The organism is Pseudomonas sp. NY15354 (assembly GCF_048068075.1).
In the GTDB taxonomy this organism is placed as follows: domain Bacteria; phylum Pseudomonadota; class Gammaproteobacteria; order Pseudomonadales; family Pseudomonadaceae; genus Aquipseudomonas; species Aquipseudomonas guariconensis_C.
In genome coordinates this window covers 209,118-224,044 of record NZ_JBLUPV010000005.1, presented here as the reverse complement: position 1 = coordinate 224,044, position 14,927 = coordinate 209,118, and the positions used below count along the sequence as shown (strand labels likewise).

The following is a 14,927-nucleotide window of genomic DNA, read 5'->3' as shown; positions in this document are numbered from 1 at the left end:
CAAGCACGGCCTTGAGGGTGCGATATAGTCCGGCGCGTGAACCTTTTACCTACAGGAGTACCGCCCGTGACCGAGTACCGCGCATTCAAGGTTGAACTGACCGATAACATCGCCCATGTGCAGATCAACCGCCCGGAAAAGCTCAACGCCATGAACGGTGACTTCTGGAAAGAAATCATCGACATCTTCCAGTGGGTCGACGACACCGATGCGGTACGCGTGGTGGTGCTCAGTGCTGCGGGCCAGCACTTCAGCGCAGGTATCGACCTGGCCATGCTGGCCCAGTTGGCCGGGCAGATGGGCAAGGACGTGGGCCGCAACGCGCGCCTGCTGCGGCGCACCATCCTCGGGCTGCAGGCCTCGTTCAATGCCGTGGACAACTGCCGCAAGCCGGTGCTGGCGGCGATCCAGGGCTATTGCCTGGGCGGCGCGATCGACCTGGTCTCGGCCTGTGACATGCGCTACTGCACTGCGGACGCGCAATTCTCGATCAAGGAAATCGACATGGGCATGGCCGCCGATGTCGGGACCTTGCAACGTTTGCCGCGTATCATCGGCGACGGTGTGATGCGCGAAATGGCCTACACCGGACGCCACGTCGCGGCGGACGAGGCCCAGCGTATCGGTCTGGTCAACCAGGTGTTCAACGACCAGGCCGCGCTGCTCGAAGGAGTCTTTGCCTTGGCAGCGCAAATCGCGCAAAAATCGCCGATTGCGGTGAGCGGTACCAAAGAGATGCTCAACTACATGCGTGACCATCGCATCGACGATGGCCTGGAGTACATCGCCACCTGGAACGCCGCCATGTTGCAGTCCGAAGACCTGCGGGTCGCCATGGCGGCCCACATGAGCAAACAGAAACCGACCTTCGCCGACTGACCGGGGCGGGGGACGCGCTTTTAAGGATCCCGAAATGTCAGCACGCTGGACTACCGCAGTACTCGACCCGCAGATCACCGGCGGCCTGGCCGTCGCCCGTGGCCCGGAAGGGTTCCTGATGGATGACAACGGCGCGCTGTTCCCCCGCGATTGGCTCAAGCGCCAGGACCTGGACGTGCTCTGCGAGCACGGCATCGGCCATCTGGACGGCCAGCCGGTGTTCCTGCTCGAGCTGCGTGGCAGCGCCGACGTGCCCGGCTGCAGCTGGCGCGGCCTGCGTCAGTTCATGCTCGAAGGTGACATGCTGACCTACACGGTTCTGGGCTATGCCGCGCAGATCGGCACCTGGGCCCGCGAGCATCGCTTCTGCGGCAGCTGCGGCCAGGCGATGACCCAGATCCGCTGGGAGCGGGCCATGTATTGCCAGCCGTGCGACCTACGCAGCTACCCGCGCATCTCGCCGAGCATGATCGTGCTGATCACCCGTGGGGATGAAGTGCTGCTGGCGCGCTCGCCGCGCTTCGTCACCGGCGTCTACAGCACCTTGGCCGGCTTTGCCGAGCCGGGCGAGTCTGCCGAGGACTGCCTGGTGCGCGAGGTGCGCGAAGAGGTGTCGGTGGAGGTGAAGAACATCCAATACGTGGGCAGCCAGTGCTGGCCTTTCCCGCACTCGATGATGCTGGGCTTCCATGCTGAATACGCGGGCGGTGAGATCGTCATGCAACCGGACGAGATCGAGGACGCCCAATGGTTCAACGTGCACGACCTGCCGCCGCTGCCTGCCGGGCGCTCCATCGCCCGTTACCTGATCGACCTTTATGTGGCGCGTCGCCTCGGCTTAGCCGACCCAGTGCTGCCACACTAGGCGCACGGTCAGCGCCAGCACCACGGCGATGAATACCGGGCGGATGAACTTGCTGCCGCCACTGATCGCCGTGCGTGCGCCGAAGAAGGCGCCGACCATCACCGACAGGCCCATGCACAGGCCGACGATGTAATCCACCTGCCCGGAAATGATGAACACCGTCAGTGCCGCGATGTTGCTGACGAAGTTCATGCTGCGCGCCACGCCGCTGGCGCGGACCAGGTCGATGGGGTAGAGCAGCAGCGTGCTGACCGTCCAGAACGCCCCGGTACCCGGGCCGGCCACGCCGTCATAGAAGCCCAGGCCAAAGCCCTGGGGGAACTGCCACTTCTTCTTGATCGGTACGTCGGCGTCCAACGGTGCCTTGGGCGTGCCGCCGAACAGCAGATAGACGCCACAGGCGAAGACGATCACCGGCAGCATCTTGTTCAGCCAATCGGCTGGCATGTAGTGGGCGGCCGCGGCCCCCAGCAGCGCGCCGACCAAGGTGCCGACCAAGGCCCGGCGCCACTGCGCGGGATGGAACAACTTGCGCCGGTAGTAAGTGAAGCTGGCGGTGGCCGAGCCGAAGGTGGAACTGAGCTTGTTGGTGCCCAGCACCAAGTGAGGTGGCATGCCGGCAGTGAGCAGCGCCGGGGTGGTGAGCAGACCGCCGCCACCGGCAATGGCGTCGATGAAACCGGCGACGAAGGCCACCAGGGCAAGGATCAGCAGGGTGAGCGGTTCTACGGTGAGTTCGAAGGGCATGGGGTTCTGGCAGGCTGGAAGGCGAGGTGCGGGTAAAAGGCCGCGCTACAGGCCGTACATGGTAATCCTCGGCGGGAGGGCGTACCAGTCGTGCCTTTGGGAGCAACTGTCTTGTCTCGATCTGCAGGCTTACGCTGGCGCTTGTGAGAGCGGGTTTACCCGCGAACACGGGCCAAGCCCGTGCCATCCACCGTGTTGTCTGCTTCGCGGGTAAACCCGCTCCCACCGGTTCTGCGGTGTTCTCACAATACCGCTGTGCCTGTGGGAACTGCGCCAGGGCTGGTATTTGCAGGGCTGAAAAGTGTCAAGGAATGCCAACCGAAGGAGATTCGAGCTTGTCCGGCACCATAGAATCTCCCACAAGGATCGCCGCAAGCGCTCAACGACATCCATGCCTGGCGCTAGACATAGTCGCGCAACCGATACCACGCCTTCGCAGCCGCCTCCAGGGGCGCGGCCATCAGCTCGCCGCCGGGGAAGCGGCCATTGTCGATGCCTTGGTACAGCCCCAGCAGGTCATCGTCGCCGAGGATCGCATCGCTCACCGCCCGGGCCGCAGCCAGGGTCGGCAGTACGCCATGCCCGGAGAAGCCTTGCAGCCAGTAGCGCTGGCCCTGGCGGCCGATGTCTGGGGTGCGCTGGATGCTGCAATCCAGATGACCGCCCCAGGCGTAGTCCAGACCCACTCCGGTGAGCTGCGGGAACACGCGCTCCAGGTAGGGGCGCGTGGCGCTGGCGACGTCCTTGGGGATGCCGCCGAGGTAGGTGCAGCCGCCGCCGAACAGCAGGCGATGGTCAGGCGTGAGGCGGAAGTAATCGGGGACGAACTGGTTGTCGATCACACAGCTGTTGCGCGGCAGTAGCGACTGGGCCAAGCCCGGGTCCAGGGGCGCTGTGGCGACCTGGTAGGAGCCGACTGGCAGCAAGCGGCGTGAAAGATCGCGGTCGAGGCGGTCGATGTAGGCGTTGCACGCCAGCACCAGCACCTGGCTGCGCACTTCGCCAAGGCCTGTGCGGGCGACGAAGCCGCTTGGGCTTTCGTGGTAGTCGAGCACCTGGCTTTGTTCGAAGATCCGTCCGCCAGCGGCTTCGATGGCGGCGGCCAGGCCCTGGGCCAGCTTGAGGGGATTGAGGTGAGCGCCGTTGGGGTCGTACAGGGCGGCCTGGTAGCGAGGGCTGTCGATCCAGTCGGGCAGTTCGTCGCGGGCGATCAGGCGCAGGCAGTCGTAGCCCCATTTCTGTTCGGCTTCGTGCTTGGCCTCTTCGAGTATCTTCACGCGGCGAGGCATCACCGCGGTCCACAGGCTGCCGACCCGGTAGTCCACGTCGAAGCCGTGGCGCCCAGGCAACTCGCGCATCTCTTCGGCGGCCCAGCGCATGCTGTCCCAGAGGCGGCGGGCGCGTTCCACACCCAGGGCCTTTTCCAGCGGCGGCATGTCGCAGGACCAGCCCAACAGCGCCTGGCCACCGTTGCGCCCGGAGGCGGCCCAGGCCACCCGGCTGGCCTCCAGCACGACCACACGTTTGCCGGCCAGGGCCAGGCGCAGTGCCGTATGCAAGCCGCTGAAGCCGGCGCCGATGATCAACACGTCGGTGTCCAAGGCGTCTTGCAGGGCAGGGCGCAGGGGGATGGCGGCGGGATAGGTCTGGGCGTAGTAGCTGGCAACGTGCTGGGCGGATTGCTTGAACATGCGGACCTTGTGAAATTTGTTGTTATTAATTTCATGAAAAAATAACAGAAAAAATTCACAGCGCCAGCCCCTTCATAGGTAAAGGCTTAACGGGAGCCTGAAAATGCCCTATATGATTCGGCTCCGATCATCTCGACCCGCGGAAATACCTCCATGCGCCGCCTGCCTTCCCTGACTGCCTTGCGCACGTTCGAATGCGCCGCCCGCCATGGCCATTTTGGTCGGGCCGCCGCTGAGCTGTGCGTGACCGACAGTGCGGTCAGCCACCAGATTCGCCAACTGGAAGACCAGCTTGGCGTGGCCTTGTTCGAACGGGCGGGCCGCCAGGTGCGTCCGACCACCGAGGCCGAGCGCCTGTTGCATCACCTGCAGCAGGCCTTTGAGCTGATCGGCAAGGCCTGTGACGAGCTGCGCGACCCTGCCTCCCAGGCTGTGCTGCGGGTCGCGGTCACCGCGGAGCTGGCGCAGAAATGGCTGGTCGCGCGGCTGTCCGACTTCAGCAGCCGATACCCGCACATCACCCTGCATCTGCACGAACAGCCCATCAATGCCGGTGCCCCGGCCCTGGATATCGACATCGCCATCACCTACGGCACCAGCGCGTTGGACGCCAGCACTCACTTCGTGCGCCCTTTGCCGCTGCTGCAGTTCTTTCCCGTGTGCAGCCCGGGCCTGTTCAACCAAGGCGGGCTCAAACGCCCGCGGGACCTGGTGCGTCATTGCCTGCTGCACGATGACCAGGACGGGCGCACCTGGACCACCTGGCTGGCCACCCATGCCGAGGACGCCTTGCCCACCCGCCAGTTGTACTTTCCCCACGCGGCGCTGGCCCTGGAGGCGGCAGTGCTGGGGCAGGGGGTGGCGATGGGCGATAACCTGACCTGCCAGGCCGACCTGCAAAGTGGCCGCCTGGTGCGCCCTTTTACCGCCAGCGTGACCGCTCAGGGCCAGTACGCGCTGGTCTGTGAGCGCTTGCGCCTGGAGCGGGGCGCGGTGGCCGAATTCATCGACTGGTTCACCGAACAGATCAGCGAACCTTGAATTGAATTCAGCTATTGGCAAGTTTTCATCGTTGGAAGCCTGGGCGCGTGCGGCGTAGCGTGCAGTCATCACTCACCGATGACGAGGTTGACCCATGGCACGTTCGCTCACCACCACCCCCAAGGCCGATGGTTTCCGCCTGCCAGGCGAATTCGAGCGCAAGACGCGCTGCTGGCTCGGCTGGCCGGAACGTCCGGATGTGTGGCGCAATGGCGGCAAGCCTGCGCAGAAGGTCTGGGTCGACATCGTCACCGCCATCGCCTCCAGCGAACCGGTGACCGTGTGCGCCTCCGCTGCCCAGTACGCCAATGCCAGACGCCTGCTGCCGGCCCATGTGCGGGTGGTGGAAATGACCTGCAACGACACCTGGTTCCGCGACAGCGGCGCGTGCTTCGTGGTCAATGACGGCACCGGCGAGGTGCGGGGCGTGGACTTCGAGTTCAATGCCTACGGTGGCCTGGATGGCGGCCTCTACTACCCCTGGGACAAGGACGACCAGATCGCCCAGAAGATGCTCGAGATTGAAGGCCTGGACCGCTACCGCGCGCCGCTGATCGCCGAACTGGGCGGTATCCAGAGCGATGGCCAGGGCAGCCTGCTGACCACCGAACAGTGCCTGCTCAACCGCAACCGCAACGCCCATCTGGGCAAGGACGAAGTCACTCGCCGGCTCGAGGACTACCTGGGTGCCGAGCAGGTGATCTGGCTGCCGCGTGGCTGCAAGTTCGACGAGACCGATGGCCACGTCGATGACCTGGCCTGCTTCGTGCGGCCGGGGGAGGTGGTGCTGCAATGGACCGACGATCGAAACGATCCGCAGTGGGAGATCTACCAAGAGGCCTACGACATTCTGCGCAGCACCCGTGACAGCCGTGGTCGCGAACTGAAGGTGCACAAACTGCCGCAACCCCAGGTGCTGGAGTGGACCGCCGAGGAAGCGGCCGGGCTGGACCAGGTCGACGGCACCCACCTGCGTCAGGCGGGCACCCGCATCTGCGCGTCATACATCAACTATTACGCCGGTAACTCGGCGATCGTCGTGCCGCTGTTCGGGGATCGCAACGACAGCGTGGCCCAGGCCACCCTGGCCGAGCTGTTCCCCGATCACCGCATCATTGGCATCGAGAACTCGCGGGAAATCCTGCTCGGTGGCGGTAACGTCGCCTGCATCACCATGCCGCAATACGCTGCGGGAGGCCGCTGATGAAACTCGCCCCACTGGCCTTGGCGGCCGCCCTGGGTTGCGCAGCGTCGGCGGCCCAGGCAGCCGACGCACAACAGCCGACCGTCAATCTGTACATCTGGGGCGAATACCTCGCCCCGGACACCCTGACCAATTTCGAGAAGCAGACCGGCATCCGCGTGGTGGCCGACCACTTCGACTCCCTGGAAACCGCCGAGACCAAGCTGCTCACCGGCGGCAGTGGCTACGACGTGGTGCTCAGCGCGGGTCAGCACTTGAGTCGGGCGATTGCCAGCGGTGCCCTGCAGCCGCTGGACAAGGGCAAACTGCCGCACCTGGCGGGCATCGGCGAGGAGTTTCGCCAGCACATGGCGGTGTTCGACCCCGGTAACCGCTATGCCGGCACCTATGCTTGGGGTACCACGGGCGTTGGCTATCAGCAGCAGGCCGTGGCGGCACGGCTCAAGGACGCACCGCGCGACAGCTGGGCGATGCTGCTCGATCCGCAGGTGGTGGCGAAGTTCGCCGATTGTGGGGTGAGCTTCCTCAATGATCCCAACGAGGTGTTCGCCGCGACGATGCGCTACCTGGGGCTGGATATCAACCAGCAGCGCCTGGAGGACCTCAAGACCGCCGAGGCGCACCTGCGCAAGGTCCGCCCATACATCCGCTACTTCGACAACGACCGCAACATCAATGACCTGGCCAACGGCGAGACCTGCGTGGCCATGTCGTGGAACGGCAACGTAGCCATTGCCCAGGCCCAGGCCGAACAGGCGGGCAAACCGTTCAGCCTGGACTACAGCATTCCCAAGGAAGGCACGCTGATCTGGCTCGATGCGCTGGTGGTGCCCAAGGATGCGCCGCATCCGGAGGCTGCGTGGAAGTTGATGGACTACCTGATGCAGCCGGAGGTGATCGCACCGATCACCGACACCATTCACTACGCCAACGCGATCACGGCGGCCGACGGATTGGTGGACCCGAAGATCCGCAATGCCCCGGGAACCTATCCGCCGGCCGAGGTGAGGGCGCGGTTGTACAGCAAGAACGACAACGCCAAGGCCTTCAACCGGGAGCTGACCCGGGCGTTCAGCCGGCTCAAGAGCGGGACCTGACAGGAGGGCGTTTGCCTGTGCCGGCCCTTTCGCGGGTAAATCGGAGCGCCGAACCGCCGCTCCCACAGGTATAGCGGTGCTCTTGAAAGCACCGGACGTCCTTGGGAGGGGGTACCCGCTCAGGTACCCCGATACTCTCAAGTCCACCGATTTACCCGCGAAAAGGCCGGCATAGACGACGCATTAACGGGAGGTCTTGCGCCGTGGTTGCCTCGGCTTGCTGCCTGTTGTTTTGGCGCTGTCGCCAGAAGCCTTGCCTTTTGCGGTACTGCGCCGCTTCTTCTTCCACGGCGCGCCCTTGCCCCCAGCCGGTACTGGCGGTCCACTGATGGTCAGGCGCATACCGCTGCAGCGCTGCACCAGCTTGCCCATCCAGGCAGATTGCCGGGCGACGAATTCCTCCAGGCTCATCTCGCCGCTCTGCACCATGTCCAGTGCCTGCTCCCAGATAGCGGTGGTGCCGGGGTCGGCGATGGCACGGGGCACGGCGTCGATCAGGCTGAAGGCCGCAGGTGTGGCGGCCAGGGCCTTGCCGTTCTTGACCAGATAACCGCGCTCGAGCAGGCCCTGGATGATGCTGGCACGGGTGGCCTCGGTGCCGATGCCAGTGGTTTCCTTGAGCTTCTGCTTGAGCAGTGGGTCGTCCACCAGCTTGGCGACATTCTTCATCGCCTTGATCAGATCACCCTCGGTGAAGGGTTTGGGGGGCTGGGTCCACAGGTCCTTGAGTTGCAGGTCATGCACCGCGCAGGCCTGGCCTTGGCTCAGCGGCGGCAATACCTGGGGGGGTGGCGCTTCGCGGCCTTTGGCCGGGGTCAGCGCCTCGGGCAGGGCGCGGCGCCAGCCGGGCTCGACGATCTGCTTGCCCACCGCACGCAGGGCATGGCCGGCGCAGTCGAACTCGGCCTGGGTGCGATCGTACTCGTGGTTGGGCAGGAACTGCGCCAGATAGCGAGCGCGGATCAATGTATAGACGGCCTTGTGCTTGGGTGGCAGGCGCGAAGGGTCGCTGGCGGCGGCGGTGGGGATGATGCCGTGGTGGGCGCTGACCTTGGCGTCGTTCCAGGCCCGTGAGCGGCGCTGGGGCTCCAGGTGCGGTTGCAAAGGCGAGAGACTGGTGTCGGCACGTTGCAAGGCGGCCAGGATCGCTGGCGCTTCGCCGTGCTGGCTGAGCGGCAGGTAGCCGCAGTCGCTGCGTGGGTAGGTGATCAGCTTGTGGGTTTCGTACAGGGCCTGGGCGATGTCCAGGGTCTCTTGCGCGCCGAGGCCGAGCTTCTTGGAGCAGACCTCCTGCAGGGTGCCCAGGTCGAAGGGCAAGGGCGCCGCTTCGCGCACACGCTCGGTGGCCACCTTGGTCACCTGGGCGCTTGCGGCCGCACTCATGTCGGCGGCAGCCGGCTGGGCCAAGGCCGGGTTCAGGCAACGGCCCTGGTCGTCACAGGCGTCTTCGGGGGCACGCCATTGGGCGGTGAAGACGCTGCCGCTGCTCTGTAGGTGCACGTCGATGGCCCAATAGGGCACCGGCACGAAGTCGGCGATGCTGCGGTCGCGGTCGACCACCAGGCGCAGGGTCGGTGTCTGTACCCGGCCGACCGGCAGCACGCCCTGATAGCCGGACTGGCGGCCCAGCAAGGTGAACAGGCGGCTCATGTTCATGCCGATCAGCCAGTCGGCGCGGGAGCGGCCGAGGGCCGAATGGTACAGGCTGAAGGTTTCCTGGCCTGGCAGCAGGCGAGCCAGGGCCTTGCGGATCGAGGCGTCGTCCAACGCTGAGAGCCACAAGCGCTGGATCGGGCCGCGGTAGCGACAGTGTTCCACCAGCTCGCGGGCGATCATCTCGCCTTCGCGGTCGGCGTCGGTGGCGATTACCAGCTCCCGGGCTTCGCCGAGCAGGCGTTTGACGGCCTTGAACTGGCTGGCGGTCTTGGGCTTGACCAGCATCTTCCATTTTTCCGGAATGATCGGCAGGTCAGCGAGGTTCCAGCGCTTGTAACGCTCGTCGTAGCTGTCGGGTGGGGCGGTTTCGAGCAGGTGGCCGATGCACCACGTCACGCAGACGTCGGTGCCTTGCCAGCAGCCATCGGCCTTGCGGGTGGCGCCGAGGACTTTGGCGATGTCCTTGGCCTGGGAGGGTTTTTCGCAGAGGAACAGGCGCATGGCCGGGAACGCTTCATCGCAAATGAAGGCGTTAGGATGCGCAAGGCAGGGCGCGGAAGCAAGCTTTGTCTGGATGGATATACAGCTTTTTGTCAGGGCGCGTTTCAGCGTCATCCCTGACTGTTCGCGGGTAAACCCGCTTCCACAGGTGCATCGCTGAGCCCTGTGGGAGCGGGTTCACCCGCGACTAGGTCCGTCGAGTCAGCCTAATTGGCGGGTCAGGCCAGTTCGCGGGAGTCGCGCACCATGTCCACGTGCGGGATGCCGGCTTCGAGGAATTCCTCGCTGACCACCCGGAATCCCAGGCGCTCGTAGAACGGCGTGGCGTGTACCTGGGCGCTGAGCATCTGCTGCTTGAGGTCGCGGTTCTGCGCCTCGACGATCACCGCACGCACCAGGGTGTCGCCGACTTTCAGCCCGCGCCAGTCCTTGAGCACCGAGATCCGGCCGATGGTGCCATCGGGCAGCAGGCGGGCGGTACCGATCGGGTAGTCGCCCTCCAGGGCCAGGAAGTGCAGGGCATCCTGGTCCTCGGCGTCGAACTCCAGCTCCGGTGGAATGTGCTGCTCGGCCACGAACACCGCTTCGCGGATGCGGCGGATATCGGCGTTGTCTTTATGCCAGTCGGCGAGGCGAACGCTGATCTTATTCATTGGCAAATCCCAGGCTTCCTTGTTTGACCAGTTGGCACAGCAATGTCAGGCCTTCTTCGTCTTCCAGCCACTGTACAAGGTTTTCGATGTGCAGTGCGTCGGCGGCGCAGACCAGCTTCAGCAGTTCGCGCAGATGGCCCGAAAGCAGACGGCTCTGGCCGCTGGCGAACAGCAGCAGGTTGTCGTCGACTTCCGACCAGGCCATGCGCGCACTTGGGTTGCGGATCAGGATGGCGCCTTGCTCCAGGCTGTCGATCAGGTCCTCCTCGCTCAGCTCTTCACCGGACACCAGCTCCGGGTAGCGCGGCTCGGTCATGAACTGGCCGAACCAGGTGAGCAGCAGGCGCTCATCGCCCATGTGCTCGGCCAGCAGGGACTTGAGGCGGTCCAGGGCATCGTGCTGGATCTGGTGCGGGTCGGCGGCAGGCTGGGCGTCGGCGTCGCTGTAGCGCTCCTCGTCCGGCAGGAACTGGCTGAGGAAGTCGGTGAAGTGGGTCAGCACTTCAGCAGCGCTCGGGGCGCGGAAGCCTACCGAATAGGTCAGGCAGTCGTCTTCGGCCACGCCATAGTGGGCCAGGCGCGGCGGCAGGTAGAGCATGTCGCCGGGCTCCAGGGTCCATTCGCCGCTCTGCTCGAACTCGGCGAGGATGCGCAGGTCGGTGTGCTCGAGCAACGGGCTGTCGCTGTCGCACATCTGGCCGACTTTCCAGTTGCGCTTGCCGTGGCCCTGAAGCAGAAACACGTCATAGTTGTCGAAGTGCGGGCCGACGCTGCCGCCAGGTGCTGCGAAGCTGACCATCACATCATCGATACGCCAGCTCGGCAGGAAACGGAAGTGCTCCAGCAGCTCAGCCACTTCCGGAACGAACTGGTCCACTGCCTGGACCAGCAGGGTCCAGTCGCGCTCGGGCAGGGTGGCGAAGGTATCCTCGGCGAAGGGGCCGCGACGCAGCTCCCAAGGACGCTCGCCATGCTCGAGCACCAGGCGCGACTCGACTTCCTCTTCCAGGGCAAGGCCGGCCAACTCGTCAGGGTCGATCGGGCTTTCGAAGTCCGGGAAGGCCTGGCGCACCAGCAGGGGCTTCTTCTGCCAGTAGTCGCGAAGGAATTCACGGGCCGTCAGGCCGCCCAGCAGCTGCAGTGGAGTATCAGGATTCATGTTCAACCTATTGAAAAAACGTAATTTTCATCCGGGAATAAAAACGCCCGGCCAGGCCGGGCGTCGATCACGGGGCGCAGGTCAGATGCGTTTGGCCTGGGCCGCCGCGTTGCCGATGTAGGTAGCCGGGGTCAGTTGCTTGAGCTCGGCCTTGGCTTCGGCTGGCATGTCCAGCCCATCGATGAACGCCTGCAGCGCGTCAGGGCTGATGCCCTTGCCGCGGGTGAGCTCCTTGAGCTTCTCGTAGGGGTTCTCGATGTTGTAGCGACGCATGACGGTCTGGATCGGCTCGGCCAGGACTTCCCAGCAGGCGTCCAGGTCTTCGGCGATGCGGGCGACGTTCACTTCCAGCTTGCCGATGCCCTTGAGGCTGGCTTCATAGGCGATGACGCTGTGAGCGAAGCCCACGCCCAGGTTGCGCAGTACGGTGGAGTCGGTCAGGTCACGCTGCCAGCGGGAGATCGGCAGCTTGCTGGCCAGGTGCTGGAACAGCGCGTTGGCGATACCCAGGTTGCCTTCGGAGTTCTCGAAGTCGATCGGGTTGACCTTGTGCGGCATGGTCGAGGAGCCGATCTCGCCAGCGACGGTCTTCTGCTTGAAGTAGCCCAGGGAGATGTAGCCCCAGACGTCGCGGTCGAAGTCGATGAGGATGGTGTTGAAGCGGGCAATGGCGTCGAACAGCTCGGCGATGTAGTCGTGCGGTTCGATCTGGGTGGTGTAGGGGTTGAACTGCAGGCCCAGCTCGTCTTCGATGAAGGCGCGGGCGTTGGCTTCCCAGTCGATCTGCGAGTAGGCCGACAGGTGGGCGTTGTAGTTGCCCACGGCGCCGTTGATCTTGCCCAGCAGCGGCACGGCGGCGACTTGGGCGATCTGGCGTTCCAGGCGATAGACGACGTTGGCCAGCTCTTTGCCCAGGGTGGTCGGCGAAGCCGGCTGACCGTGGGTGCGCGACAGCATCGGCACGTCGGCGTGGGCGTGGGCCAGGGCGCGGATGGCCTGGGCGATCTGACGCATCAGCGGCAGCAGCACGTCGTCACGGCCGGCGCGCAGCATCAGGGCGTGGGACAGGTTGTTGATGTCCTCGCTGGTGCAGGCGAAATGGATGAACTCGCTGACCTTGGCCAGTTCCGGCAGGGTCGCGGCCTGCTCTTTGAGCAGGTATTCGATGGCCTTGACGTCGTGGTTGGTAGTGCGCTCGATTTCCTTGACGCGCTCAGCGTGCTCGAGCTTGAAGTCGGTGGCCAGGGTGTCCAGCAGGGCGTTGGCTTCGGCGGAGAATGCCGGCACTTCGCCGATCTGCGGGTGGGCGGCCAGACGCTGGAGCCAGCGTACCTCGACCAGGGCGCGGAAACGGATCAGGCCGTACTCGCTGAAGATAGGGCGCAAGGCCTGGGTTTTGCCGGCGTAGCGGCCGTCTACAGGGGAAACCGCAGTGAGCGAGGAGAGCTGCATGGGGTGTTCTCGGACAGTCAGGCTTTTGGAAGGGCGCATATCATACATGAAAAATGCGCCGGAGTCGGGTGGCTGACCAAAGGTCGGGCCTATAAACGGTCGGGCCAATAAAAAGCGTGAAGCGATCCCCGTGGGGCGGGTGACCCGCGAACAAAGGGCGAAGCCCTTGCCGTGCATCGCGGTGCTATTTTTGCGGGTAAATCCGCACCCACAGGGCATGTCGCCGATTCTGGAGTCAGGTACGCATCATGTCGTACAGCTCGTTGAGCAATTTGCGACGGCTGAACACCAGCTGCCAGCGGTGCCCGCCCAGCTGGCGCCACAGGCGCGCGGCGCGGATGCCGGAGAGCAGCAGGGCGCGAATCTTCGAGGCGTTGCCGGCCTGCTGAAGGAAGCGCATGTCGCCATGTACCTGGATGCGCTGGCGCAAGGTGCTCAGGGTGTCCTGGTACAAGGCTCCACTGGAGGCGATGACATTATCGTGAACCAGGCCGAAATGATCGGCCTGGGCCTGGATCTGAGGCAGGCGCTTGCCAATGGTGTCGAGCATGTCGTCCCGCTTGGCCAACTGGCGCTCCAGGCCGAGCATCGACAGGGCATAGCGCAACGGCTCGCGCTGCAGGCTGCTGGGGTCACGTTCCAGGGCGCCGACCAGGGCACGGTAGCCGTCGCGCAGGTTCAGGTCGTCGCCGCCGAACACCTCCAGGGTGTCCTTGGGGTCGCGTACCAGCAGGCTGCCGAGCATGCAGCCGATGTTGGCCTCGCTGGCCTGGCCGGTGCGGGCGATGCGATCGACCAGCACTGCGGCCTGGAACACGCCGCCCAGGGCGACCAGTTGCTCCTGGATGGTATTCATTGACGGGGGCTCCAGGGCTCAGCGGTCTCGATCACGCCGCCGCCAAGGCACACTTCGCCGTCATAGAACACCACCGACTGACCCGGCGTGACCGCGCGTTGCGGTTCGTCGAACACCGCGCGATAGCCGTATTCAGTGCGCTCCAGGGTGCACTGCTGGTCGCCCTGGCGGTAGCGCACCTTGGCGGTGAGCCTGCGTGGGCTGCTCAGGTCGATCGGGTTGACCCAGAAGATGTCCGAGGCGAGCAGGGCGCGGGAGAACAGCCAAGGGTGTTCGTTGCCCTGACCGACCACCAGCACGTTGCGGGTCAGGTCCTTGTGCAGCACATACCACGGCTCGTCGCCGGCATCCTTCAGGCCGCCGATCCCCAGGCCCTGGCGCTGGCCGATGGTGTGGTACATCAGGCCGTGGTGACGGCCGATGACTTCACCGTCGGTGGTCTCGATGTCGCCCGGCTGGGCTGGCAGGTACTGCTTGAGGAAGTCGCTGAAGCGGCGCTCGCCGATGAAGCAGATGCCGGTGGAGTCCTTCTTCTTGGCCGTGGCCAGGCCGTGTTTCTCGGCAATGGCACGCACTTCGGGTTTTTCCAGCTCGCCGACCGGGAACAGGGTGCGGGCGATTTCCTTGCCGCCGACGGCATGCAGGAAGTAGCTCTGGTCCTTGTTCGGGTCCAGGCCCTTGAGCAGCTCGGTGAGCTCGCCGGTGTCGCGACGACGCACATAGTGGCCGGTGGCGATCAGGTCGGCGCCCAGGGATAGGGCATAGTCGAGGAAGGCTTTGAACTTGATCTCGCGGTTGCAGAGGATGTCCGGGTTCGGTGTGCGGCCGGCCTTGTATTCCTCGAGGAAGTGCTCGAACACGTTGTCCCAGTATTCGGCCGCGAAATTGGCGGTGTGCAGCTTGATGCCAATGCGATCGCACACGGCCTGGGCGTCGGCCAGGTCTTCGCGGGCGGTGCAGTATTCGGTGCCGTCGTCCTCTTCCCAGTTCTTCATGAACAGACCTTCCACCTGGTAGCCCTGCTCCATGAGCAGAAGGGCGGAGACGGAAGAGTCCACGCCGCCGGACATGCCGACGATAACGCGGGTCTTGGCGGGGTCTTTGAGTGCTGGGCTGGTCATGGCTA

At 64.8% G+C, this 14,927-nt stretch carries 13 protein-coding genes; 5 read left to right on the top strand and 8 right to left on the bottom strand.

Annotation, left to right across the window (positions count from 1 at the left end; all coding sequences use genetic code 11):
• The first annotated feature begins 66 nt into the window (after positions 1-66).
• Both ACNFCH_RS07950 and nudC read left to right on the top strand, forming a co-directional pair.
• Positions 67-879 (top strand): crotonase/enoyl-CoA hydratase family protein, encoded by an 813-nt coding sequence (locus ACNFCH_RS07950; RefSeq protein ID WP_337158970.1) that lies wholly within the window; start codon positions 67-69, stop codon positions 877-879.
• A gap of 34 nt (positions 880-913) precedes the next feature.
• On the top strand, positions 914-1,744 hold the full coding sequence (gene nudC / locus ACNFCH_RS07945) for an NAD(+) diphosphatase (RefSeq protein WP_337158968.1): 831 nt from the start codon (positions 914-916) through the stop codon (positions 1,742-1,744).
• Here nudC and ACNFCH_RS07940 read toward each other — a convergent pair.
• Positions 1,718-2,491, bottom strand: coding sequence for a TSUP family transporter (locus ACNFCH_RS07940; protein WP_416742593.1), 774 nt, complete (start codon positions 2,489-2,491; stop codon positions 1,718-1,720). The two genes, nudC and ACNFCH_RS07940, sit on opposite strands and share 27 nt — an antisense overlap.
• Positions 2,492-2,892: 401 nt before the next feature.
• A complete protein-coding gene (locus ACNFCH_RS07935) occupies positions 2,893-4,182 on the bottom strand; it encodes an NAD(P)/FAD-dependent oxidoreductase (RefSeq protein WP_416742592.1) in 1,290 nt (429 codons plus the stop codon).
• A 153-nt stretch (positions 4,183-4,335) separates the two neighbouring features.
• Between ACNFCH_RS07935 and ACNFCH_RS07930 the strand changes: the two genes are divergently transcribed.
• From ACNFCH_RS07930 to ACNFCH_RS07920, 3 genes are all read left to right on the top strand, one after another.
• Entirely contained in the window at positions 4,336-5,223 is an 888-nt protein-coding gene (locus ACNFCH_RS07930; protein ID WP_337158965.1) for a LysR substrate-binding domain-containing protein, read from the top strand.
• A 94-nt stretch (positions 5,224-5,317) separates the two neighbouring features.
• Positions 5,318-6,427 carry an agmatine deiminase gene (gene aguA, locus ACNFCH_RS07925; RefSeq protein ID WP_070092671.1) on the top strand — a complete coding sequence of 370 codons (1,110 nt, stop codon included), beginning with the start codon at positions 5,318-5,320 and terminating at the stop codon, positions 6,425-6,427.
• On the top strand, positions 6,427-7,524 hold the full coding sequence (locus tag ACNFCH_RS07920; RefSeq protein WP_337158962.1) for an extracellular solute-binding protein: 1,098 nt from the start codon (positions 6,427-6,429) through the stop codon (positions 7,522-7,524). The genes aguA and ACNFCH_RS07920 overlap by 1 nt, the downstream gene beginning before the upstream one ends.
• A 183-nt stretch (positions 7,525-7,707) precedes the next feature.
• Here ACNFCH_RS07920 and ACNFCH_RS07915 read toward each other — a convergent pair whose 3' ends face one another.
• The 6 genes from ACNFCH_RS07915 to mnmA all read right to left on the bottom strand — a co-directional run bounded on the left by ACNFCH_RS07915 (position 7,708) and on the right by mnmA (position 14,922).
• Complete coding sequence (locus ACNFCH_RS07915; RefSeq protein WP_416742591.1) at positions 7,708-9,681, bottom strand: DNA topoisomerase III; 1,974 nt, start codon at positions 9,679-9,681, stop codon at positions 7,708-7,710.
• Positions 9,682-9,899: 218 nt separating this feature from the next.
• Complete coding sequence (locus tag ACNFCH_RS07910; RefSeq protein ID WP_196164039.1) at positions 9,900-10,334, bottom strand: GNAT family N-acetyltransferase; 435 nt, start codon at positions 10,332-10,334, stop codon at positions 9,900-9,902.
• The gene (locus ACNFCH_RS07905; protein ID WP_070092667.1) at positions 10,327-11,493 is read right to left on the bottom strand and encodes a cupin domain-containing protein; all 1,167 of its coding nucleotides are present in this window, start codon (positions 11,491-11,493) and stop codon (positions 10,327-10,329) included. The genes ACNFCH_RS07910 and ACNFCH_RS07905 overlap by 8 nt, the downstream gene beginning before the upstream one ends.
• 81 nt (positions 11,494-11,574) lie before the next feature.
• Positions 11,575-12,945 (bottom strand): adenylosuccinate lyase, encoded by a 1,371-nt coding sequence (purB, locus tag ACNFCH_RS07900; RefSeq protein WP_337158959.1) that lies wholly within the window; start codon positions 12,943-12,945, stop codon positions 11,575-11,577.
• Positions 12,946-13,180: 235 nt separating this feature from the next.
• The gene (gene hflD / locus ACNFCH_RS07895) at positions 13,181-13,801 is read right to left on the bottom strand and encodes a high frequency lysogenization protein HflD (RefSeq protein ID WP_070092665.1); all 621 of its coding nucleotides are present in this window, start codon (positions 13,799-13,801) and stop codon (positions 13,181-13,183) included.
• Positions 13,798-14,922 carry a tRNA 2-thiouridine(34) synthase MnmA gene (mnmA, locus tag ACNFCH_RS07890; RefSeq protein WP_337158958.1) on the bottom strand — a complete coding sequence of 375 codons (1,125 nt, stop codon included), beginning with the start codon at positions 14,920-14,922 and terminating at the stop codon, positions 13,798-13,800. Before mnmA ends, hflD begins: the two co-directional genes overlap by 4 nt.
• Positions 14,923-14,927: the final 5 nt, after the last annotated feature.